The organism is Mesoflavibacter sp., from assembly GCF_964226795.1.
Lineage (GTDB): Bacteria > Bacteroidota > Bacteroidia > Flavobacteriales > Flavobacteriaceae > Mesoflavibacter > Mesoflavibacter zeaxanthinifaciens.
The window spans coordinates 252,821-276,327 of record NZ_CAXQQP010000010.1 but is presented as its reverse complement, the minus strand read 5'-3'; the positions used below and the strand labels follow the sequence as shown (position 1 = coordinate 276,327).

The following is a 23,507-nucleotide window of genomic DNA, read 5'->3' as shown; positions in this document are numbered from 1 at the left end:
CCCGTAACTGACGGTTATACGAGACCGTTGGTTGCAATAGCGGAATTAAAAACTAAGCGTGAAAATCGTGCGAATTCTGAACTTTGAAAATAGCGGAACTTTGCGCAAAAAAGCTTAACAGAAACTGAATTTAATACTCAAAACCGTAACGTAACGCTGAATTAAATTGTAAAACGGAATAGTGCGTGGAAACTAACTCAAGCGGAATTAAAACATGAATTGATCACTTCACTTCTACTCTAACGAATTCCAAAATTGCGGAATCAAAACGTGGAATTGAATAGCAGAACGCAAAACAAAACGCTGAGTGAATCTCAAAAAACTGAAATATAACTGCAACCAACATTGTATAAATTCAATTGCGGCTGAATTTCCTACGGAAATTCATTGCAATTTTCTATCTTTCAGTCTCAATCGGAAAATCGTACCGATTTTCCGCAACTGAAATTTATACACTAACGTTGGCAATAATTAGAAAAAGTGGGACACAAACGAAAAGGTCAATTAACAACTGATATAGAATGGCATAAACATCTACGGAAAATTGGAAAAAGATTTTTCTGGAAAGGAGAGCGTAAAGCCGAAAAGAAAATGGTTAATGAAAACATATCAGAACTTAATGAAATGAATGAAATTCCCCTACTTACTTTTGACGAATTATTTGATCTAATTGAAGAAAATCGTTTTGAAAATTTAACTGACAAAAAGATTGCAGAAAAAATATTTGAAGCAGAAAGAGATTGGAAAATGACATCTCAGGAATCTTTAAATGATTTTATGATTGTGCTTGAAAACGAAATTGGAGGAACTGTGACTATGACGAGTCTGGAGAAACTTTTGAAAAAATATAATAGAAAGGATACACAATTCGGTTGGGAAGCAGAAAGTGTTTGTTCTTTATTAGAGATTTTTAAATTGACAAAAGAAACTGATTTGAGAAATATCTTTAGTCAATTGGCTAAAAAAGTGACATAAAAACTATTGCCAACAATATATAACCGCAATTACGGCGGATTCGACTACGTCCGAATCCACTCGAAATTGCTAACGCTAGTTCTTAACCGAAAATCATTAACTTTAATCCCGTAACTGACGGTTATACGAGACCGTTAGCGGTAATTTAAACACAAATCTAAATGAGACAACAAATAACAGTTGACAAAGCAATAAAAAGAGGACATTTAATAGTGAATGTTCCTGTATTTATCGCAATTATCGGCTGTCCTGCTTTGGCTCTATACTTAGAGAAACAGAATTTAATTCCTGGTTGGGGAATTGGAATAGCTTTTTTAATAGGATTTATTTTAGCTTGGTTAATTTGGAGTTTTATGATTACCAAATGGAGAATTTGGGCATTTGACAATGTCCGAAACGTTCACGAATTAAAGAAAAGAGCTATCCAAGAAAAATTGATTTGGAATGACGGAAATATTTTCGAAAAAACGGAAATTAGGAATAAAGAGGATAAAAGTAAACTTAAAAAACTTGAAAAGAAATTTGAGCAAGAAGATGAATTTAAAGAAGATTACACTCTTCCACATAAAATGGAAATTCATTATTCGAAAGTATATAACTATTTTGAACTCGGAATTTCAATTTTAATAATTGGAGTTGGAATTTATTTATTCACTAAAGGAGAAACCAAACAATATATTTTGGGTGCAATTATGACTGGAATAGGACTTTACAGTACAATAAAGGAATCTCGAAAAGCACTTGATACAAAACCAAAAATAATAATTGACTCGAAAGGAATCCAAACTAAAAATGTGGAATTTAAAAATTGGTCAAATATAGAAAGTGAGGAAGTAGTTCAGGAAGGTTATGGCAAATCAGCTAAATCCTATCTGACTTATTTTTACGATGAAGACGAGTTTGAAAAATTAGAAATTGACTCTCTGAATGTAACTCACAAAGAATTAGAAAATATAATAAGAACATACAGAATACGAAATAATAAAAACTACCGCTAACAATGGCTATAATTCATTGCGGCTGAAATTCCTATCGGAATTTCATTGCAATTTACTATCTTTCGGCTACGGCGGAAAGAATCCTGCGGATTTTTCCGCAACGTATCATAGCCAAACACGTTGTGCAACATTTGAAAAAACTATCGAACTGAATTAAAGTATGGGATTTTTTGACCTTTTTAAGAAAAAACAAAATTCTACTGAATATAGATGTTCCACTTGTGGTGAAATACACGATGAATTACCTGCTCTCGGATTTACAACACCATTCTACTATGAAACTCTGAATGAAAAGGACAAAAAGGAAATTGCAGATATTTCAAGTGATTTTTGCATAATTACTCACGAAGACCAAACTGACAGATTTATACGAACTGTATTGACAATTCAAATTAATGATGCTTGTGAAAATTTGGATTATGGAGTTTGGGTGTCTTTAAGCGAAAACAGTTTTAATGAATATGAGGCTGACTTTAAAAATAATTCTGAAGAAAAAACCTATTTCGGAATGATTAGTAATGATATTCCAGATTATGAAGAAAGCACTTTGGGATTACACGTAAACGTGAATACAAGAAAGGGCGGAATTCGACCAGAAATTATTCCGCACCAAAACGAACACAAATTGATTTCGGATTGGGAAAATGGAATCACAATTGCGGAAGCAGAAAAACGAGTAGAACGAATGAAAAAAACGTTGCACAACAATGTATAACCGCAATTACGGCGGATTCGACTACGTCCGAATCCACTCGGAATTGCTAAAGCTAGTTCTTAACCGAAAATTATTGCTAAATTGCCCGTAACTGATGGTTATACTAGACCGTTGGTTACAATAGCGGAATTAAAAACTAAACGTGAAAATTGTGCGAATTCTGAACTTTGAAAACAGCTGAACTGTGCGCAAAAAAGCATAACGGAAACTGAATTTAAAACTCGAGACCGAAACGTAACGCTGAATCGAAAAATGTAAAACTGAACTGTGCGCAGAAACCAACTCGAGCGGAATTTAAAACGTGAATTGATCAATTCTACTCTATCGAATTCCAAAATTGCGGAATAAAACGTAGAATTGAGTAGCTGAACGCAAAACAAAACGCTAAATGAACCAAAAACTGAAATATAACTGTAACCAACAATGTATAAATTCAATTGCAATGAATTTCCTACGGAAATTCATTGCAATTTTCTATCTTTCAGCTTCAACGGAAAATCGTACCGATTTTCCGCAACTGAAATTTATACGCAAACGTTGCCAACCATTAAAAAATTACGCTCTGAATGATTGAAATTAACGAGAAAACTTTTGAATACGCTTTAACTGAATTCAAAAATATTGTGGAAAAAGACACGACTGAAAAACTCGTTGAATTTAAAACAAACAATTTTATAAATGAACACGAAAACTACAAATACGCAGTTTTAGAACAAGCAAAAAACAGACTTTTAACCAAAACTTGGAAAGAGAATGAAATTGGAAATGGCAGAATTTTAAAATCAGTAAAAGATTCAATTCAGACAAATGTCATTTACAATTATGAAACTCATCAAAACAATTTAATTGATTGGAGAAAAAAGGACAATTTTAGTAAACTAAAAGCGAATCAAAAAAACGAAAAATTACTTTTTGAGTTTTTTAAAAGTAAAATCAAAGACGAAAAGGCTTTTGACCAATTTTCAGAATTGGGATTTTCATATCAATTAATTGCATATTTATTCTTTATTAAAAACTCTCAAAAATATCTTCCGATTTCACAAACGAGATTTGATTTAATTTTTAGTTCTTTAAATATCGACTTAAAAACAAGTCATAATTCATCTTGGGAGAATTATCAAGAATTTGTTGGAATAATTAAACAATTTCAAAACTATCTTAAAACAAAGTTTAGCGGAATTGAATTGCTTGACGCTCATTCATTTTTATGGATTTATGGTTTTCAATTTGAGAAATCTAAAGAAAATACAGAAGTAAGAATTCAATCTAAAAAAACTGCCGAAAAGAAAAAACCTGAATTGCCAAATTACCAACCGAGAAAAACAATTGACTTGGAAACTTTGGTAGAACCTGAAACCGAAATTGATTATATAAAACAACTTGAAAAACAAATGGAAATCGGAAATTTAGCCGAAGAAATTGTTTTGAAGAGCGAAATAGAGTTTTTAAGAACTGATTATCCAGATTTAGCCGAAAAAGTTCGTTCAGTTGCTAATAATCCGAAACTTGGTTTTGACATTATTTCGTTTGAAATTGATGGAACACAGAAACAAATTGAAGTCAAGGCTATTTCGACTAACAAATCGAACAAAAGTTTCTTTCTATCTCGAAACGAATTTAGAAAGTCAAAAGAATATCCAAATTATTATTTATACTGCGTTTCTGAATTAAGTTCAGAAAAGCCAAAAATATTGAGAATTAAACAACCGAATTTTGAAAACGAAAATGATTTTAAAATGGAACCTATGACTTATAAAATAACATTTGAATAGAAAAATAACGGTTGGCAACACCGTATATAATCCATTGCTAGTACTAGCCTACTTACGAAAATCCTCGCGGATTTTCTATTCGGTTTTTATTTGCTAAATTACGTGCTAAACCACGCAACAAACCATATACAAACACGTTGGCAGTAAGCACCAAACTGTAACTAAAAATTATGAAAAAAAAGAAAATTAATGAATAGTATCTATTATAGTTATTTTATTCCAAGAGGAATTTTTCTTTTAATATTTTTAGTAATTGGATATTCAATTTTTAAAAAAGGGATACCAAAATGGACTTTAATAATATTTATTCCACTTGCATTTTTTTTTGGTTTTTTCACTTTTTCAGGCCCGAATTTACTTGAAAATATTAGCGTTTATGAAAAGTTGAAAAACTTGGAAACTGAAAGTGTAAAAGAAATAAATATATTTAATATAAGTTTTACAGAAAACAATAATGAACCAATTCCAAATTCACTTTACAAAATTGAAAACAAAAAAGAAATTGAATTTATTGTAAATTCTTTAAAACAAAATGAATTTTATAATCAAAACTTTGGTGGAATTGAAAAGTTTTATGGAATGACAATTATTTTAAAAGATAAATCAGAAATTAATTTTAAGATTCTAAAATCAAAGGAAAATATATATCCTGAATTATTAGAAAATATTATTCTATTGGAACTTACAAAAACAATTTAATTTCGGAAATACTAATTGAATGAACGAATATTTAGTAATAACTCTAATCTTTTTGGTCTATTTTTCACCAGTATTTTATCATTTATACCTCGCTATAAAAGAAAATAAGGAAGGGAATAAAATTCGGCTGAAAAAGTTTAAAAAGTTCTTGAAGTATAGTGTTATGATAATTATTCCAGTAATAATCGGATTTGGAATTTTAAGTCATACTAACTATTTGAATTACGAAAAACCTTTGACTTTTGACAAATATGACCAAATTACCTTTGATAATTTCAGAGGACTTGAGTTCTTCAAAAAATCACTTTATGGGAATGAAAGGTTTGCATATGTAGTTACATCAATAGACAGCGAAATTGAGGATAATTCAGTAACTGTTCAATCACTTTTCTATCCTTCAAGCTCATTTGTTTACAAAAAGAATACAAATAGTAAGGAATTGCTAACACACGAAAAGTATCATATTAAAATAACCGAATTATTCGCAAGAAAAGCAAAAGAGAAAATATCAAAACTAAATAGGTTTGACGATAAAAAAATCGAGGGAATAATTCGGCAAGCTGAACAAGACGAAAGAAAATTTCAGAGACAATACGACTACGACACTTTTCATAGTTACGTTTTGAGCGAACAAAAGAGATATGAAAAAGAAGTTGATAGTTTACTAAATTTACTGACTGAATATAAAAAACCAAAAATAGAATTTAATGACAAAAATTAGAATTATCCTTATAGCTTTAATTAGCTTAATTATAACAAGTTGTAATACAGAAAAACACAAATTCCCACTTGACAAACGTTATTGGGACTTAAATGACTACGATGATGCAGTTTTAGAATTAAATTATGGATACGAAGCTGATGAAAAACTGCCGACTTTTGACGACCCAGAAACGAGAATAATCGTAGAAAAGCTAACTGACCAACAAAATTTCAATATTGTACTTGATGACAATGAATTAGGACTAAAACATAGAAACGAAGTAGCTGAAAAATTTTTTAATGAGTGGAAAAATATGAATAATATCTACGATGCGCTCGATAGAAAAGACCAGTATTTATATGACAAAGAAATGCTTGCAGTTTGGCATTTTGGTTTAGGACTTCAGCTAAAATATTTTAAATTAGGGAATGACCAAATCAAAGAAAATGCGGACGACCCAAATTCGTCAAGAGTTAAGAATAACATTAATTCAAACGTTAAGACCTTAATAAGTAACTACTTAATTTATTTGGACGAGATAAATAACGAAAAAGCATTTACAGAAAGTGGAAAAGATAAACTTGCAGATGGAATTGACAAATACTTTCCAGCCTTGATTGAACTTTATCCAGACGCAAATTACAGCGGAATGAAAAACAAAGCGGAATTGATGTTAAAGAAAGCTGAATCGGACAAAATTAAATCGTCGCTGAATAAATTAATTGAACTGATTGACTCGAAAAGCAAAAAAGAAACTGAATAAATAACTGCCTACAACAACGTGTAAGCGCAATAACGGCTGAATTTCCTAATAGGAAATTCAACTCGTTTTGCTAAATTAGGTGCGTCAGCGGAAAGTACTCGCGCACTTTCCCGTTACTGAAGCTTACACAAAACCGTTGTAACACATTTGACCAAATCAACAAAATGAAGAAAAACAAATTAAACATTCTGACTTTTTTACTTCTAATTCCATTCATTGGAATTGGACAAATACCGAAAGGACATTTTTTAGATGCAGACAAAAAAGCTGAAAGAGGATATAAAGTAAAGCCTTTTAAACAAGAAAAAGAGGGAATTTATCATTATGCAGTATTAACAGAATTACCATTTGAAAACGATTGTGATTCTGGACTTTCGGAAAAAGAACAAATTGCCTGTTCCGAACAAAATTTGAGAAACTTCATTTACCCTAAACTTCCATCAGAAATTAAATTTAAGGGCAATGTTTATGTTTATTTGACTGTAACGGAGAATTCGGAGTCTGAAAATATTACTGTAAGTTCGTATCCAAAGTCAGAACAGACAAACGAAATCATAAAAGAAGCCATTAATTCAATCGAATTTAGACCTGGAAAATTTAATGACAAAATCGTAAAATCAAGACTTTGGACTTCATTTACATTTCCGTCATCATCAAACGAACTTTTCTCTGTGTCTTTGGCAAAAATGAAAGAAGTCGAAAATCCTAAATATGAAGACTATGAAAATCTGATTTTCGATGCAAGTCAATATATTTTTTCAAATCCAGTTTATCCAAATGGAACTGAATTTAAATCAGCCGCTCAAATTGTTGGATTTTGGATGAATAAAGATATCGGAATGGGAATACCAACTTTTGGAAAATTCTACGACGCTTTAACGAACGAAAACAAACAACAATTTCTTTATGTTGTTGCAATGATAAATTACGGATTAGACCAAAAAATAAATCACAACCGAATTTTGGAGTGCAAACCAAAAGACGGACAGAAATATAGCGAACAAGAAGATGTAAAAGAAGTTCAACTTGGAGGAGCAAAAATCTTACTAGAATTTATTGGAGACAAAGAAAATAATGTTCCAATGAATTCAAAGACAAAAAAATATTATAAAGCTTACGAAAAAGGAGAGCTTGAAGAGCAAATGAATAAATAAAAACGTGTTACAACAATGGCTATAATTCATTGCGGTTGAATTCCTAGTCGGAATTCAACGCTTATTTATTATCTTTCGGCTACGGCGGAAAGAATCCTGCGGATTTTTCCGCAACGAAATCATAGCCAAAACCGTTGTACACCATTTAAGAAAACCTATGAAAAAACTTACAATCCTACTTGTTTTAATTAACCTATTTGCTTGTCAAGAAGAATCTAAACAATGCGATTTAATTAATTTAAAACTTACAGAGATTCAAGGTTACGGACCTTTTGAAAAGCGATTTGGATTTTTGGATTGGACACCACTAACTGAAAAAGGAATTTGGGGAAATACCGAAATTAAAACAACTGGAATACCAAAAAATTGGACTAAATCAAATGTAACTCAAGTATGGTTTGATAGTCATCAATTTGCTTATCAAAATTACAAACAAGGAAATTTAAGTGATGAATTCTTCAATGACTTAAAAGCATCTTGGAAAATTGATTTAAACAAAAGAAAATTGTCTGAAAAGCCTATTAATTGTTTTGTCCACGTAGCAATCGGAACAAATCAAAATGACGAACTTGAATACATTATTGACACAAACTATGATAATGACTTTTCCGATGAAGAAATCCTAAAACCAACACCAAGAGCATTTGAATTAGATTATCAAAAGCTAATTGAAAAGTCTAAATCAGTAGTTGCACAAATAAGTACTAATAGTGGAATCAAGGAAAAAGAAATAAAGATTTTAGTTCTTTCAACAAGCGACGGAGACTTAATTTATAATTTCCCACAAATCGCAGAAACCACTTATCAAGAAAATAAAATCCTAGTGAGCAACGGGTTTTCAAATCTCACCTACGATGATAAAAGTATAATTGCAATCGATGATGAGAATACAGAAATTGTCGGTTTAAACGAATTTATCAAAATAAATAATGACCTTTATAAAAATCTTGGTGTTGATATAAACTCAAACGAACTTCGACTACTTGAAATGCCAAAGGATACTATTTTATATTCATCAAGAATTGGATTTAATGCAAAACCATTTACAGTTAAAAAACTTGACTCAAACGATTCTTTAAAGTTAGATAATTTTAAAGATAAACTTTTATACCTAGAATTCTGGGGAACTTGGTGCGCACCTTGTATCAATGAAATTCCTAATTTAAAAAAGGCTTATGATGAAACAGATAGAAATGATGTTGAATTTTTAGGAGTTGCTGTATTCGATACAAAAGAAAAGCTAAAAAGTGCAATTGAGAAATACGAAATAAATTGGCCTCAAGTTTTGGATGCAGACTCAGATAAATTCAAAGAAAGTTACAATGTGTCCGGTTACCCAACCTCATTTTTAATAGATAAAAAAGGAAAAATAATTGCAAAGAATTTAAGAGGAGAAAAACTATTGGATACTTTGAATTACTATTTAAAAGAAACGAAATAAAAACGGTGTACAACAACGGCTATAGTTCATTACGGCTGAAATTCCTAATCGGAATTTCAAGCCTTTTTTCTAAATTTATGGTTACGACGGAATGATACTCGCGTACCATTCCGTAACGAAACCATAGCCAAAACCGATGGTATATATTTACCTAAGGCTCGTAGAATTGCGTTTCACAAACGCTTCCCTTCTACTAATTACATACCATCGTCCACTGTTAATTGCACCTCGACTTTTTAATCGTATATTTATCGAGTCTACGAAAACTCATCACGTAACTACACACATAACCGTGTATAACGAATGAGGTGCAATTATAGCTCTCCGTGAGGCGCGCCTTACTACGCTATACACAGTGGTTGGCAACAATTAAAACAAACAGTGTAAATGAAAAAAGTAATACCAGTTATTATCACATTTTTAATTTTTTACAACTCATATTCTCAATGTGGACAATACATTGAAAATAAGTTAAGTGCCCTTTCGGATGTTAGATTTTGGGACGAAAACAATGGATTTGTTATTGGAGGTTCTTCATTACTGACAACCAATAATGGAGGAGTATCATGGGAAACATATAAACTGCCACATTACCAAGGTTTTTATTATAACCCATTAAATGATGTCGAGTTAATTGATTCTAACAAAGCATTTGTTTTTGGTGCAGATGGAATTATTCTTTTCACTGAAAACAATGGAATAGATTGGGAAAGAAGAATAGGAATTACAGGTCTAGAAAATTTTACAGGAGTTGATTTCATTGACAGTGACAAAGGTTATTTAGTCGGAATAGACGATTATTTAGTTAATGATACAGCTTTTTTATACAAAACAACTGATGGTGGAAATTCTTGGTTAAAAGTGACATCCAACATTTCCTCAATTGATTATGGTGATTTTAGTCCTAAAGATATTTTATTTCTAGATGAAAACATTGGTTATGTTTGGGGAGGTAATACATTTTATAAAACTACTGATGGTGGTGAGACATGGGAATACCAAAATAATCCATCAAACTCATACATAAAAAAATTACAATTCATTGATTCTCAAACTGGGTATTTAAGTGGAGGTAGTTCTATTTATAAAACTGTTGATGGTGGGAATTCTTGGACACAAACAAGTTATTACGTTGAATGGACTACAGGAGCATTTACAATAAACAATAACTACTTGTATTACTCAAGTTATGTTGTAAATGGAATTAAAAAAGTTAATATAAATAGTGATACTGAAGAAAGTGCTAATATCAACCAAGATGGTTTTTTAACCGATATATATTTTATAAATGACAATGTTGGATTTGCTGTAGGCAAAAAAGAACAAGGGTCGCCTAATATGGGAAGATTCATATTTAAGACTACAGATGGTGGAGCTAGTTGGACTCAACTTGATAGTGGTTCGCCGAGAGAAGGATATTCTAATAGTGCTAGATATTTTAAAAAGATTAATGAAAATGAGTATATATATTCAGTTGTTAGTGGAGGTAATTTTACGCATTCATCAATCTTAATTTCTCAAGACAAAGGTTCTAGTTGGAAAAAAGTTTATGAAACGGATGATGTTGTTGGCTTTACTTTATATGCGGAAGGCGATTACATCAGTTATTGGAGGTATTCCAATCCAAACAATTATAGTGAAGGTTATATAATATCAGAATCTTTTGACAAAGGACTAACTTGGACAGATGGTCCTATTTTAAATATTACCGATTTGCCAGCAGACACAAATTATTCTGTAATTAACCTTACCCAAGTATCAGTAAATGATTTATATATTTTTGGGTTTGGAAATATATACCATTCGACAGATAAAGGTCTAACTTGGAATTTAATCCCAACACCTAGTGATGTGACAACAAGACAGTATCAATTTATAGATGAAAACAATTTTATCTTATATGGGAGTTCTACGAGTTCTGAACCTATTGTTTATAAGACAAATGATGGAGGTGTAAGTTGGGATTTTGTGGCACAGATTTCTGGATATCCACACAATCTTCAATATGATAGATTTGATTATAGTAACTTAAATAAAATATATTTTTACCCTGCATATTCTGGAGGTAAAATTTTCATATATGATATTCCCAACCAAAACCTTATTGAAAGAAATATTTCATATTCTATCAATAAAATAAAAGCAATTGATGATGATTCTTTTATGATACTTGATAACAGCGGAAATCTATATATTTCTCATGATAACGGATTAACTTGGTCTCAACGGTTTTGGGCTGATTATAATAGTTCTTATCCAAATATTTACGTAGAAGATGAGAATAACATTTTCTTATGGGAGTATAATTTTATTCAAAATTTAAAAACATATATACCGTCTAAACCTGAATTGATATTTGGAAACGATAACACTTTAATTAATACAGAAGAAGAATATATTATTCCTGTTGATTTATTTTCAACAACAGAATGGATATTAGAAAGTGGCGGAACATTAATAATAGATAATAATACTAGTTATTATAAAGTGAAAGTTTTATGGGATACCGAAGGAACACATACCCTTAAAGCTAAAAAAATAAATGAATGTGGAGAATCATTATTTATTGAAATTAATGTTGTTGTAAATAACGAAACAAGTGCTGAAGGTTATAATAAAGATGAACTTTTGGTTTATCCAAATCCATTTAATGAAAAGATTTATTTAAATCTTCCTAAAAGATTTGAAGACGAATATCTGAATATATCTATTACAAACACACTAGGCCAAACTGTTTATAAAAATCAAAAAAACTATTCATCTCAAAATATAGAATTGAATGACTTGTCAAATTCAATTAACTCTGGTGTTTATTTTATCAATGTAAAATCTAATAATTATTCGATTACAAAAAAACTAATTAAAAAATAAAATAACTGTTGCCAACATTGGCTATAAGTAATTGATTGTTCTCGCCTACTTCTGAAAATCCTCGCGGATTTTCAGCTTGGTGCGTACTTGCAAAGTTAATCGCTAAACCACGCAACTACTCATAGCCGAAACCGTTGGCAAACATTACACAAAACGATGCGGAAATACAAAAATGTTGAATATACAAACCCATTTAAATTACTATTCTTACTTAGTTCAACAGTAGCCATCTTTTCTGTAATAGTTTTCGTGTTGAATAGAGTTATGAGTTTTGGTCTATTAAAAGGAATCTTAGCTTTTGTTCTTGCTGGAATTTATTTCTATATCTTAAAAAAGAATTTTATAGTAAAAATCTCAGATTTTGAATTAAAATCAAATCAGTTGGAATGGGATAATAAAAATGTTAATTTTAATGATTTAGAATATTATAAAATTCATTGGATAAAAGGAGCTGGAATAAAATTTAAGTTCAAAAATGGAAATACCTTACGAATAAGCTCAAATGATAATTTTTGCAATTCTGAGCAATTCGTGAATTTATGCCAAAATATTGACTCAAAACTATTGAAATATAATAAAGGGCAAATAGAAAGAAAAAGGTCGTTTTTCGAATCTAAACAAGGATATTACTTTGCAGTAATTATGTCAATCTTGTGTGTGATTGGAACTATTTACAAATCATTGACAGATAAAAAAATTAATATTGAGAATTTTGCCTTAATTTTAGTTTCACTAGGAATTATTTGGAGTGGAGTTAAAAGGAAAAGAAAATAACAATCTGCCAACAATGTATAACCGCAAATACGGCAAATTTGACAACCTCAGGATCTACTACTAATTACTTCTACTAAAATATACAATATTAATCTTAAGTTATATTTCAAACTTATTCAACTTTTTAATTATACCTTTAAATAGATAGATCGAACAGATCAAATAACTAAATTTGATATTTTAATAAAAAGAAATTAATAAAGATGAAGTGGTTACTATTAATTATTGCAGGACTTTTTGAAGTTGCTTTTGCTACTTGTTTAGGTAAAGCGAAAGAATCTACTGGTAACGAAACTACTTTTTGGTATATAGGTTTTTTGATTTGTCTTAGTATTAGCATGTTGCTTCTTGTAAAAGCAACTCAACAAATACCTATTGGTACAGCATATGCGGTTTGGACAGGAATTGGAGCTGTTGGAACTGTTCTGGTTGGAGTTGTAATTTTTAAAGAACCTGCTACCTTTTGGCGATTGTTTTTTATTACTACTCTAATTGCTTCAATTATTGGACTAAAGCTTGTATCTCATTAAAAAAAGCATTTACTAAAATCTATTTGTGTACTATTAAAAACTAATAAAAATTATGAGTAAAAAGGAAGTGTTTTGGTTAATTGGATCATTGATTTTAGCTTTCATCTTTAACTATATGATTTTTCATTTTACTAAGCTAAATAAAATATCTGCTTTTAATCTTAATATATACGACACATACTTTGTTATTCCTAAATATCTTATTGCTCTTTTAATAGGAAATTTAATCCTGTTTTGCATTTATCTAATACGCACAATTAAAAACCGTTTTAATAATATAACTTCTACTGTAATTTTAATGCTTTCTTTATTTTTACTAATAATTATTTTTAACAAATTAGGCGTTATTATAGAAAGCATTATACAACAAAATTCTGGTTGGAGTATTTACCCTCCGTTAAGTTCAGGAATCGATATCAAACAAATTGAATTGGAGGCGAAACTTAAAACTAACACTTTTAATACAATTTCTTATCTAATTTTAACCTTTCAAACTCTGTTTATTATTTTTCTAACATATTGTGGCTTTAAAACAGGTATTCGTTTTCAAAAAAAATAAGCAACAGTAACTTAGCGTTATTTTTAGGATATGATATAAAAAAACACTTTTACAAAAAACTGCAAAAGTGCTTTAGATATTAACTATTAGAAAGTTAAGAGATTATTTTTTTATTATTTTAAACTTTGTAGATTGCTCTTCAGAAGTAACATTAATAATGTAAAAACCTGATTGTAGATTAGATAAATCTGCTTTAACTAATTGACTATCCGTCTCTTCTTTTAAAACTGCTTTACCTAGTAAATTATACACTGTTACATCTGTAATATTTTTATTGTATTTTATGTTTATAACATCATTTACTGGATTTGGATAATATTTAAAATTATTTAGATCAAACTCTGTTGTACTTAAAGTTGCATCATAAGCTCCTATTCTAAACTTTCCAAATTGATAAGCCCATCCCCAAACTCTAATTAAAACTGTTTCTCCTGGAGTTTTATTAGTAAATAATATACCTGCAAATGGATCACCACCAATTACAAATTGGTTATTACAATAAGCTGTACCAGTGTTAGGTGGTGGTATATTGTAATAATAAGGCTGTAAAGTTTCTGTACCACAAGAGCCTGTAAAAGTTTCCATAGCTGTATCACTTAAATTTGTTTCTGTTGGTTCTGCTCTTGTTTCAATAGTAAAGTTACCTGATGGTGGTACAACAACAGAAAACCAAACATCTTTTCCGTATATACCAAAGTCTGGTAGTGTCCCGCAATTTGGAAAGTTAGTGTTGCCTGAATTTACTGTAGCAGATGTAGTCGTTGCTACTATATAACTATTTTCAAAATCTTGCCCTATTGTTAATGGTATAGGGTTAAAGCAATCATCATTTGATGGTGCTTCTGGAGATTTGTAAGCACAAAGGTTAAAATATATTGCTTGTGATGAATTTGAAGATGTTACACTTACATAATAAGTCTGATTTGCAACTAAGTCTGCTAAGATTATATCTTGACATTGAATTAATGGAGATGTTGGACTCTCTTGAAAAGGATTTAAAAAACCTGGAGTACCACTATAAATAGCTAAGTACAAAGGTGTAGAGCCATTTACTAAATCTGCCTTAAATGTATATTCGCCAGTTTCTGGTGCTGTAAAAGTATACCATACATCTGGATTAGAATTACTACACTCTGCTTCATTACTATGTGTTGCATTAGTTGTATAACCCAAAGCTGCACTTTGACAAACTTCATATGTAGAATTTGATAGTTCATCAGCAGTTGAAGGCTCATCATTTGATGGTGCATCAGGAAGTGGATAAACACATAATCTATACTCTGTAGATTCGTTTGCGCCTCTTGTATTTATATAATAGGTTTGCCCCATTACTAAAGTTGCACTAAAATATCTAGTAGAACAACCTGTCATGCTTGTTAAATTACCAACAGAACCAGAATATACACCTATTCGAACATTTAAGGTATTACCTGATAATTCTTCAATTTTTATTGCATAATCTTGTGTTTGTGTTGGCGTAAAACTGTACCAAGAATCTACCCAATTATCATAATCTGAACTAGGACAAGTAGTAAATTCTGATGATTTTGTAAAACCATAAAAGTCTCCGGTTTGTTCATTTTCACACTCATATGTAAGTGACTCTAAAATTGGTGTTGCTCCTAAAGCTTCATCTGTTTGAGCTATGATTGTGTGAGAAATAAAGAAAATAAAGAGTAATAATAGTTGTCTAGTCATGATACATTCTGTTTAATATGTGCTTACAAAATTGATAAAAAAAAGAAGTTTCTTAATGATGTTTAATTACCGTTAACTTATCGTTAACCTAAACCTGCTTTGTTAAACCACTAATACTAAATAAGTTTACACAGCAAAAATGTTTAACAACATGACTAACCATATTAATTTAAAGAAAATAAAAATGAAAAAACTCTACTTACTACTTGCTTTACTGTTAATAGTTTTGTCTTTAAAAGCACAAACTGTGCAAATAAATGAAGTTACTTTAGGTAATATATCTACAAGTACTTTTCAAGAAACACCAATAGATGCTGATGATAATTACTCTTACAGCCAAAGTATATTTTTGCAATCAGAAATCAATCAACCTGGTACAATATCAAAAATAACATTTTACACAAATGGTATATTAGAAAACTCTAACAATATAGTAGTTTACATGACTGAAACTTCTAACGATGTGTTTGCTTCAAATAGCGACTGGATACCACTTGCAAATTTAACTCAAGTCTACTCTGGTACTTACACTGTATATGGTAATGAAGTTTCATTAATACTAGATACACCTTTTAATTATTCTAATACCGATAATCTTGTTATTGCTGTAGACGAAAATCAAGATGGTAATGATACTTTTGACTTTATTACTCATAATTTAGGATATTCTCAAGCCAATGGTAGGGTTTTACATTATGGTAATAACTTTAATAATCCAGATCCATTAACACCACCATCTGGTACTTTAGATTATTATAGACCAAACATAGAAATTGATTTTAACCCTATAACATGTTATCCTCCAAACCAACCAGAGGTAACAAATACTTATGAAACATCTGTTGATGTAACTTGGCTATCTAGTAGTTCTAGTTGGGATTATGTTGTACAAACTTCAGGAATTGGCAACCCAGATAATGCAACTGCTGTTAATACAACATCAAATACTGTAAACATAACTGGATTAACTAATAATACTGCTTATGAATTTTATGTAAGAACAAACTGTAACACAGATGGAGTAAGTGATTGGATTGGTCCTGTATTTTTTAGAACAACTTGCGGTATTGTTGACGATTTTTCTGAGAATTTTGAAGCTCTACCTGACGAATTAGTAACACCTTACTGTTGGTCTACAATATCAAATTCTACCGGAACTGCACCAATTACTAAAGTAAATACAAGTGCTTCTCAAGCTTTTTCTGCAGACAATTATTATGAAATACAAATGAATAATGACGATAATTTTATTCTAGTTTCACCAGAAAGCACGACTATTGCAGATGGTATGCATAGAATTGAATTTGCGGCAAAAGTAAATTCTGTAGGATCTGATAATACAGTCTTAAAAGTAGGCTTAATGTCTAATCCAAATGATGAAAATACATTTACAGAATTAAACAGTTTTACTTTAACTAATGCATCAGATAACACAAACAACTATTCTATATACTATGTAAATATTCCTTTAAATGCATCTGCAAACCATTTAGCATTTAAACCAGAAACTAGTGCTTCGTTTAACAAAATTATTTATCTAGATAATATAGTTGTTACAACACAGCCATCTTGTTTTGAAATAATAAATATAGATGCTAATAATATTACTGACACATCATTTGATTTAACAATTACACCAGATATACAAACACAAACCGAATGGGAAATGGTAATTGTACAAACTGATTTAAACTTTAATCCTGCATTAGAGACTACAATAAACACATTATCTTTAACAAACACTATTACAACAGATTCTGATGGATTATCCATTATACCAAATAGTCCTTATCGTATTTTTATAAGAGCAAACTGCGATGCTATTGGAAGTGATGGTTCTGGTTATAGTACTTGGTTTGGTCCTTATGATATAAGAACAGCTTGTGCTCCATTTAACACAAATTTTATTGAAAATTTTGATAGTTACGTTGATGAAGATTTCCCTTTTTGTTGGAACAAAAACGTTAATTCAACTGGCTCTCCTTTATTAGAAGTTAATACGTCTTCATCTTATGCAAATTCTGGAAATAACGCTATAATAATGAATACAGGTAATGATGCAAATGCAGAAGTATTTTTAATATTACCTCAACATACAACTGCTAACGATGGTACGCATAGATTAGAGTTTTTTGCTAAGAAGAACACTACAAATACAGATGCTTCAATTATTGTAGGAACAATGAGCGACCCTTTAAACACTAACACATTTAATCCTCTTACAGAATTAGATATTACTACAGGCGGATTTACAGAAAACTTTCTTCAGTACTATGTTAATTTACCATCTAGCACAGATCAATATGTCGTATTAAAACATGGTGCTGGCTCTGGTGCAAGTGTGGCTTTTTATATAGATGATGTTTCTATAACTGATCAACCTACTTGTACAGAAGTTTATAACGTCGTTGCAGAAAATGTAACGGATAGCTCTGTAGAAGTTAGTTGGGATTTTCTTTCCAATCAATCAAGTTGGGAATATACTGTACAATTAGCAGGTGCAGGAGAACCAACTTCTGGTACTGCTACAAACACAAATATTTCTAATAATAACTTTAATACTTTATCTGCTAATACTGAATACGAAATTTATGTAAGAGCAAATTGTAATACTAACGGTTATAGTGCTTGGGTTGGTCCATTGTTTTTTACTACACAATGTTTACCAGAATCTGGAATGTTTAACGAAAGTTTTGAAGGTTTTACAAATAATACAAGTATAGAGCCTTGCTGGTCTAGTTTAATTGATCCTGTATCTACAAGTCCTTACGTAAGGTATAGCACTTTACAATCTCAAGAAGGATCTGTAAGTGTTAGGATGTATAGCGGTAATGATGAATCTGCTGGTATATTTTTAATTTCTCCAATGATATCAGATTTAGATAATACTAAACAAATACGATTTAATGTATATGATGATAACAATGGAAGCTTAGAAGTTGGGACTATGAGTGATCCATTAGATGCTAGCTCATTCACATCTTATCAAACATTTTTAGACGAAGATATGACAGATGATGCTTGGGAAGAAAAGATTGTTACATTTGAAAGTTTGTCTGAAAACAACAACTATATAGCCTTTAAGTTTAATGCTGCTACAACTTTTGACAATTTGTATTTAGATAATTTTACTTACGAAAACAATCCTTCTTTAGGAACAGACACATTTTTAAGTGATAATGAATTTAAAATTTACCCTAATCCCGTTAAAAACATATTAAATATAGACGCTTACAACATAACTTCTATTAGTATTTATAGTGTAAACGGTAAAGAAGTTTTATCAAAAGACACTAATACTAACAAAGTTAACGTTTCTGCTTTAGCTAATGGCTTATACTTTATTAATATTAAGGATAATGAAGATAGGGTCATAATTAAAAAGTTTATAAAAAATTAAATAACATATAAAAAAAGCCAGTAAAATTTACTGGCTTTTTTATTCTTCTATTATAAACTCTAGACCTACACCTCTAACGCTTTTAATATTAATTTTTTTATCTTCTTTAAGGTGTTTTCTAACTCTAGTTATAAATACATCCATACTTCTTCCTGAAAAAAAGTTACTTTGTCCCCAAACCTTACTTAATATCTCATCTCTAGGTATTAATTTATTTTTATTAGAAAACAAAAAATAAATTAATTGAGCTTCTTTTTCTGTCACTTTAGTTGTCTTGCCATTAATTGATAGAGTAAGATTATTTATATCAAAAAGATAGTTACCTATATTAATTGGTACATCTTGTTCTGTATTAATTGCGATAGTTTTTTGCTGTTTGGTACGTTTAATAATATTATTTATTCTAAGTATAAGCTCTTCTACATCAAATGGTTTTGATATATAATCATCTGCACCAATACTTAAACCTTTTATACGGTCTTCTTTAGCTTTTCTGGCGGTTAAAAATAAGAAAGGTGTTTCAGGATTTTTTTTACTAAGCTTTTTAGATAATTTAAAACCATCTAATTTTGGCATCATTACATCAATTATACAAATGTCAAAAGTGTGCATTTTAAATAAATCTAATGCTTCAATACCATCTTTTGCCCAAATAACTTCAAATTTATTGAGCTCTAGGTATTGTTTTAGCGTAAAGCCAAAATCTAAATCATCATCTGCTAATAAAATCCTTTTTTGCATCACTTACTGGAAGCTTTATATAGAATGTTGTGCCTTCTTTTAATTTACTTTCAACATCTATAGTTCCGTCATGAGCTTTTACAATTTGATTGCAGTAATACAATCCTAATCCTAATCCTTTATAGGTATGTTTATTGCGTTCACTCACTCTAAAAAACTTATCAAATATAAGTTTTTTATTTTTTTGTGAAATACCTATACCATTATCTGTTATAGATATGATATGATTGTTATTATGAATATGATATTTAATTTTTAGTATAGTCCCTTCAAATTTTATAGCATTATTTAAAATATTAGTAATTGCTGTACTTATATAAAATGTATCTATCTCTAAGATGGTTTGATTATGTTCTATCTCTCTTAAAAACAAAATATTTTTGGGTAATGTTAGCATATAATCTTCACTAACTTCATGTAAAAAAGAGGTAAGATTTATAGGTTTTTTATTTAATTTAATTTGATGGTATCCCAAACTATTATCTACTACTTGATCTATAAGATTTTGTAGTCTTTTATTCTGTCTATTAATTGTATCAATAGATTCTTTAGATATATCTTTATTGTCTACTGCAAATTTATTTGTTAGTGTTTTTGTTGCTATAGATAAAGTAGCTAATGGTGTCTTTAACTCGTGAGTAATATTGTTAATAAAGTCTGTTTTAATATCTGATATTCGTTTAAGTTTAAGTAAATTTCTTATAGAATAAGTAACTAAACTTATTAAAAATACAAATAGTAAAAATGATATAAAGAATAAGAATAGTAATTGGTTAAAAATAATTTTATCCCAATCTACTATTTTCATAAAAATACTAGATTTATACTTTACAGTAACACTTTTTGTTTCGCCTAAATTATCAACATATTGCTTATCAAAAGTCCAATTCCATGCATTTATAATTAGTCCTTCTTCCAAAGGAAAGTCATGACCAATTAAAAACCTTGATTTATCTTTACCTTCTTCTAATAATGGCTCTACATTACCATTTTGATCTATTAATAATATGGTTGAAGCAACTTTTTTAAACAAAACATTTTCATTTAAATCTAATTGCTTTGCTCCTTCTGTATAATATTTTAAAAACTGTTTGTTTTTGCTATTAGCAGATTTTTGTAAATCTTCTAATAATTGATTTTTGCTTATTAGTCCTAATTTGTAATCTGGAATTTTATCTAAAAAATCGTTACGAAATTGCCAAGAAAGAGAATCTACATAAGGTGTTTTTACAATGCTACCTATTTTTGTTCTTGACTCTACAGCAAAACTTTTTTTTCTTAAATCAAAAGTATTAAAGGTTAAATAACCTTGCATTGTTGTTAAAGCTATTAAGGCTAAAATTGCTCCTAATATTAAAAGTTTAGATTTGATCTGCATACTGCAAATTTGATTAAAAAAACACTAATAGTTAACCTTTAGTATTGTATTAACTTATTGTTAACCCAAAACAAATATCAAAAAATATTGTGGTAATTGTCCTATTAAGCTTTGATTTGGTATTTTGCATTAAGATATAAATATTTTGTTAGTAATTAAATTATTACATTTAAGACTAATAATACTTATTAAGTATAGAAGTTAATTATGTTCTTATGAAATTGAAATTTATCTCCATTATTTCAATATTAGTTATTTTAATCAGTTGTAATAAATTACCAAAGAAAAAACTGTCTCAGTTCATTTTAAAAGATGTTGGTTATGAAGTTATTAACGACTCCTTAATAGTGAAGCTATCTAACCCATTGCATTGTCCTATAAGAATAAACATCAAAACTAAAAATAAGAATTTACAAGAAAAATTAAATCAAGATTTTCCTTTAGTTTTAGAGCACTTATCTTCTAAAAAAATAAGTTATTGGACTGACACATCTAAAGAACAAACACAAATAAAGTTTTTAATAACATTAGGAAACCCTAACGACACCATATCTAAAAAGTCTTTTAGTTTACCTTTTAAAAAAGATTATACGTATAAAATTATTCAAGGTTATAACGGCGACTTTTCTCATAGTTCTAAATATTCTAAGTATGCTTTAGATTTTAATTTAAAAGAAGGAGATACTATTTGTGCTGCTGCAGATGGTTATGTTGTTGGAGTGATTGAAGATTATTCTCTTGGTGGAAAATCAAAAAAATGGAGAGATTATGCTAACTTCATAACTATTTTTCATCCTAACATGAATTTATATACTCAATATGTACATTTAACCTATAAAGGTAGCATGGTTAAAGTAGGCGACTTTGTTAAATTTGGTCAAGCAATTGGTTTATCAGGAAAAACTGGTCTTACAACTACAGAACATCTTCATTTTAATGTTTTAAAACCTAATAAATCTGGTATGGAATCTGTACCTATAAAATTTAAAGAAGGATATACTGGTAACAGTTTAAAAAAAGGACAATGGATAAAAAAATAAAACGTTATCAATTAAATAGTGTTATTGCTTTCTTTTTAATAATTATTGCATGTCAATCTCAAAATAAACCTGATCTATATTTGTATAAAAATGATGGTAAAATAGGCCTAATTAATAGTGAAGGAATTATAGTTTTAAAAGCCAATTATAGCCATATAGGAAAGTTTAAAAATGGATTAGCTGCTGTAACTGCTACTAGTAGAGCAAAAAACAACTATCATAAAATCTTAGACACAAAATTAGGATATATCAATACAGAAGGGAAAATTGTGATTCCTCTAAAATTTCAACATATAAATGGAGAAAATAAAGATTTTAGTGAAGGATTAGCTGTTGTAAAACTTAACAACAAATATGGTTATATTAATACAGAAGGAAAACTTGTAATAAAACCTAAATACACAGCTGCATACGCATTTAATGAAGGTCACGCTGTTGTTGAGCTAAATGATGATTATCATAATAGACTACTTATTGATAAAAAGGGTAATGTTGTCTTTAATTTTCTTGATAAATACAAACAACAAGTAGACTCAACAGCAACGAATATTTTAGTAAGTAATTATCAGTTATCAGATAATAAAATAGCAGTTTACACTTTTACTAAAGAAGGTAAAACTTTATCTTCTGTTTTAGACAGTACCGGAAAGGTTTTATTTACCAAACAGTTAGCCAAAATTAAGTCTTATAAAAATAATATAGCAATTGCTATAAAAGACAAGTGTAAAACTGGAAGCGATAACTGTTTTATGTTAATAGACCATAAAGGAAAAATATTAACAAAAAAACTATATTATCCGCTTAGAAGAATTAAACAAAATACTTTTTTAGCGGGAGATGTCTTTACTAGAGAAAAATTGATCATAAACAATAAAGAAGACGTCTTACTACCTAAAATTGAAAAAGGTTTACAAATTAATTTTGATGACTTATCTAACAACTTAGAGTTTATTAGAGTAGGAAAAGGTGGTTATGGTGGCTATATTGATAGAAATGGAGAATTAGTAATTGATATTAAATACATGAGTACATCTGCTTTTTCTGAAGGTTTAGCATTTGTAAAAAAATTAGACAACACTGTTTTATGTATTGATAAAGAAGATAATATTATCTTTAAAATTGATGCAAAACATGAAGCTCATTGGAGTTTCCCTTTTAGTTATAAACCATATCAAATTGGTACTTTTAAAAATGGACTAGCTACATTATTTATGATTGTAGACGGAAAGCATAAAATTGTTCAAGTAGATACAAAAGGTAATTTTTTAAAAATTAAAGAAGAATAACTTCAAACTA

The 23,507-nt window shown here is 29.5% G+C and carries 19 protein-coding genes; 16 read left to right on the top strand and 3 right to left on the bottom strand.

The window, feature by feature from the left end; all coding sequences use genetic code 11:
* The first annotated feature begins 480 nt into the window (after positions 1-480).
* The 13 genes from ACEQT4_RS10375 (at position 481) to ACEQT4_RS10315 (ending at position 13,954) form a co-directional block, all read left to right on the top strand.
* Positions 481-975: a hypothetical protein gene (locus tag ACEQT4_RS10375; RefSeq protein ID WP_370227518.1), complete on the top strand. Its 495-nt coding sequence runs from the start codon at positions 481-483 to the stop codon at positions 973-975.
* 161 nt (positions 976-1,136) lie between these two features.
* Positions 1,137-1,973 carry a hypothetical protein gene (locus ACEQT4_RS10370; RefSeq protein ID WP_370227516.1) on the top strand — a complete coding sequence of 279 codons (837 nt, stop codon included), beginning with the start codon at positions 1,137-1,139 and terminating at the stop codon, positions 1,971-1,973.
* A 160-nt stretch (positions 1,974-2,133) separates the two neighbouring features.
* A complete protein-coding gene (locus tag ACEQT4_RS10365; RefSeq protein ID WP_370227514.1) occupies positions 2,134-2,688 on the top strand; it encodes a DUF2199 domain-containing protein in 555 nt (184 codons plus the stop codon).
* A gap of 566 nt (positions 2,689-3,254) precedes the next feature.
* Positions 3,255-4,460: a DUF3883 domain-containing protein gene (locus ACEQT4_RS10360; RefSeq protein ID WP_370227512.1), complete on the top strand. Its 1,206-nt coding sequence runs from the start codon at positions 3,255-3,257 to the stop codon at positions 4,458-4,460.
* 189 nt (positions 4,461-4,649) lie between these two features.
* Entirely contained in the window at positions 4,650-5,159 is a 510-nt protein-coding gene (locus ACEQT4_RS10355; protein WP_370227510.1) for a hypothetical protein, read from the top strand.
* A 19-nt stretch (positions 5,160-5,178) separates the two neighbouring features.
* Complete coding sequence (locus ACEQT4_RS10350; protein ID WP_027880585.1) at positions 5,179-5,880, top strand: hypothetical protein; 702 nt, start codon at positions 5,179-5,181, stop codon at positions 5,878-5,880.
* Complete coding sequence (locus ACEQT4_RS10345) at positions 5,867-6,625, top strand: hypothetical protein (RefSeq protein WP_370227508.1); 759 nt, start codon at positions 5,867-5,869, stop codon at positions 6,623-6,625. The genes ACEQT4_RS10350 and ACEQT4_RS10345 overlap by 14 nt, the downstream gene beginning before the upstream one ends.
* A 164-nt stretch (positions 6,626-6,789) precedes the next feature.
* Positions 6,790-7,779, top strand: coding sequence for a hypothetical protein (locus tag ACEQT4_RS10340; RefSeq protein ID WP_027880587.1), 990 nt, complete (start codon positions 6,790-6,792; stop codon positions 7,777-7,779).
* 157 nt (positions 7,780-7,936) lie between these two features.
* On the top strand, positions 7,937-9,220 hold the full coding sequence (locus ACEQT4_RS10335) for a TlpA family protein disulfide reductase (RefSeq protein ID WP_370227506.1): 1,284 nt from the start codon (positions 7,937-7,939) through the stop codon (positions 9,218-9,220).
* Between the two features lie 387 nt (positions 9,221-9,607).
* Positions 9,608-12,091, top strand: a complete 2,484-nt coding sequence (locus ACEQT4_RS10330) for a YCF48-related protein (RefSeq protein WP_370227504.1) — start codon at positions 9,608-9,610, stop codon at positions 12,089-12,091.
* Positions 12,092-12,247: 156 nt separating this feature from the next.
* Positions 12,248-12,865, top strand: coding sequence for a hypothetical protein (locus tag ACEQT4_RS10325; RefSeq protein WP_370227502.1), 618 nt, complete (start codon positions 12,248-12,250; stop codon positions 12,863-12,865).
* 203 nt (positions 12,866-13,068) lie between these two features.
* A complete protein-coding gene (locus ACEQT4_RS10320; RefSeq protein ID WP_370227500.1) occupies positions 13,069-13,395 on the top strand; it encodes a multidrug efflux SMR transporter in 327 nt (108 codons plus the stop codon).
* A gap of 52 nt (positions 13,396-13,447) precedes the next feature.
* Positions 13,448-13,954 carry a hypothetical protein gene (locus ACEQT4_RS10315; protein ID WP_370227498.1) on the top strand — a complete coding sequence of 169 codons (507 nt, stop codon included), beginning with the start codon at positions 13,448-13,450 and terminating at the stop codon, positions 13,952-13,954.
* Between the two features lie 102 nt (positions 13,955-14,056).
* On the opposite strand, the gene ACEQT4_RS10310 is transcribed toward ACEQT4_RS10315, so the two are convergent.
* On the bottom strand, positions 14,057-15,652 hold the full coding sequence (locus ACEQT4_RS10310; RefSeq protein ID WP_370227496.1) for a T9SS type A sorting domain-containing protein: 1,596 nt from the start codon (positions 15,650-15,652) through the stop codon (positions 14,057-14,059).
* Between the two features lie 184 nt (positions 15,653-15,836).
* Between ACEQT4_RS10310 and ACEQT4_RS10305 the strand changes: the two genes are divergently transcribed.
* The gene (locus ACEQT4_RS10305; protein WP_370227494.1) at positions 15,837-19,052 is read left to right on the top strand and encodes a T9SS type A sorting domain-containing protein; all 3,216 of its coding nucleotides are present in this window, start codon (positions 15,837-15,839) and stop codon (positions 19,050-19,052) included.
* A gap of 39 nt (positions 19,053-19,091) precedes the next feature.
* Here the strand turns inward: ACEQT4_RS10305 and ACEQT4_RS10300 are convergent, their stop codons facing one another.
* Together ACEQT4_RS10300 and ACEQT4_RS10295 are read right to left on the bottom strand one after the other, a co-directional pair.
* The gene (locus ACEQT4_RS10300) at positions 19,092-19,793 is read right to left on the bottom strand and encodes a response regulator transcription factor (RefSeq protein WP_223077175.1); all 702 of its coding nucleotides are present in this window, start codon (positions 19,791-19,793) and stop codon (positions 19,092-19,094) included.
* Positions 19,765-21,171, bottom strand: coding sequence for a sensor histidine kinase (locus ACEQT4_RS10295; RefSeq protein WP_370227491.1), 1,407 nt, complete (start codon positions 21,169-21,171; stop codon positions 19,765-19,767). Before ACEQT4_RS10295 ends, ACEQT4_RS10300 begins: the two co-directional genes overlap by 29 nt.
* Before the next feature lie 215 nt (positions 21,172-21,386).
* Here ACEQT4_RS10295 and ACEQT4_RS10290 point away from each other — a divergent pair, with 215 nt between their 5' ends.
* Positions 21,387-22,211, top strand: a complete 825-nt coding sequence (locus tag ACEQT4_RS10290; protein ID WP_370227489.1) for a M23 family metallopeptidase — start codon at positions 21,387-21,389, stop codon at positions 22,209-22,211.
* The gene (locus ACEQT4_RS10285) at positions 22,196-23,497 is read left to right on the top strand and encodes a WG repeat-containing protein (protein ID WP_370227487.1); all 1,302 of its coding nucleotides are present in this window, start codon (positions 22,196-22,198) and stop codon (positions 23,495-23,497) included. Before ACEQT4_RS10290 ends, ACEQT4_RS10285 begins: the two co-directional genes overlap by 16 nt.
* The last annotated feature ends 10 nt before the right edge of the window (positions 23,498-23,507 follow it).

Bases quoted from the DNA above. Each gene is read 5' to 3' on its own strand.
- ACEQT4_RS10305 (WP_370227494.1), top strand. From the start codon at position 15,837: ATGAAAAAACTCTACTTACTACTTGCTTTACTGTTAATAGTTTTGTCT.
- ACEQT4_RS10290 (WP_370227489.1), top strand. From the start codon at position 21,387: ATGAAATTGAAATTTATCTCCATTATTTCAATATTAGTTATTTTAATC.
- ACEQT4_RS10300 (WP_223077175.1), bottom strand. From the start codon at position 19,793: ATGCAAAAAAGGATTTTATTAGCAGATGATGATTTAGATTTTGGCTTT.
- ACEQT4_RS10370 (WP_370227516.1), top strand. From the start codon at position 1,137: ATGAGACAACAAATAACAGTTGACAAAGCAATAAAAAGAGGACATTTA.
- ACEQT4_RS10295 (WP_370227491.1), bottom strand. From the start codon at position 21,171: ATGCAGATCAAATCTAAACTTTTAATATTAGGAGCAATTTTAGCCTTA.
- ACEQT4_RS10330 (WP_370227504.1), top strand. From the start codon at position 9,608: ATGAAAAAAGTAATACCAGTTATTATCACATTTTTAATTTTTTACAAC.
- ACEQT4_RS10325 (WP_370227502.1), top strand. From the start codon at position 12,248: ATGCGGAAATACAAAAATGTTGAATATACAAACCCATTTAAATTACTA.
- ACEQT4_RS10315 (WP_370227498.1), top strand. From the start codon at position 13,448: ATGAGTAAAAAGGAAGTGTTTTGGTTAATTGGATCATTGATTTTAGCT.
- ACEQT4_RS10310 (WP_370227496.1), bottom strand. From the start codon at position 15,652: ATGACTAGACAACTATTATTACTCTTTATTTTCTTTATTTCTCACACA.
- ACEQT4_RS10335 (WP_370227506.1), top strand. From the start codon at position 7,937: ATGAAAAAACTTACAATCCTACTTGTTTTAATTAACCTATTTGCTTGT.
- ACEQT4_RS10345 (WP_370227508.1), top strand. From the start codon at position 5,867: ATGACAAAAATTAGAATTATCCTTATAGCTTTAATTAGCTTAATTATA.
- ACEQT4_RS10350 (WP_027880585.1), top strand. From the start codon at position 5,179: ATGAACGAATATTTAGTAATAACTCTAATCTTTTTGGTCTATTTTTCA.
- ACEQT4_RS10355 (WP_370227510.1), top strand. From the start codon at position 4,650: ATGAATAGTATCTATTATAGTTATTTTATTCCAAGAGGAATTTTTCTT.
- ACEQT4_RS10320 (WP_370227500.1), top strand. From the start codon at position 13,069: ATGAAGTGGTTACTATTAATTATTGCAGGACTTTTTGAAGTTGCTTTT.
- ACEQT4_RS10360 (WP_370227512.1), top strand. From the start codon at position 3,255: ATGATTGAAATTAACGAGAAAACTTTTGAATACGCTTTAACTGAATTC.
- ACEQT4_RS10340 (WP_027880587.1), top strand. From the start codon at position 6,790: ATGAAGAAAAACAAATTAAACATTCTGACTTTTTTACTTCTAATTCCA.
- ACEQT4_RS10285 (WP_370227487.1), top strand. From the start codon at position 22,196: ATGGATAAAAAAATAAAACGTTATCAATTAAATAGTGTTATTGCTTTC.
- ACEQT4_RS10365 (WP_370227514.1), top strand. From the start codon at position 2,134: ATGGGATTTTTTGACCTTTTTAAGAAAAAACAAAATTCTACTGAATAT.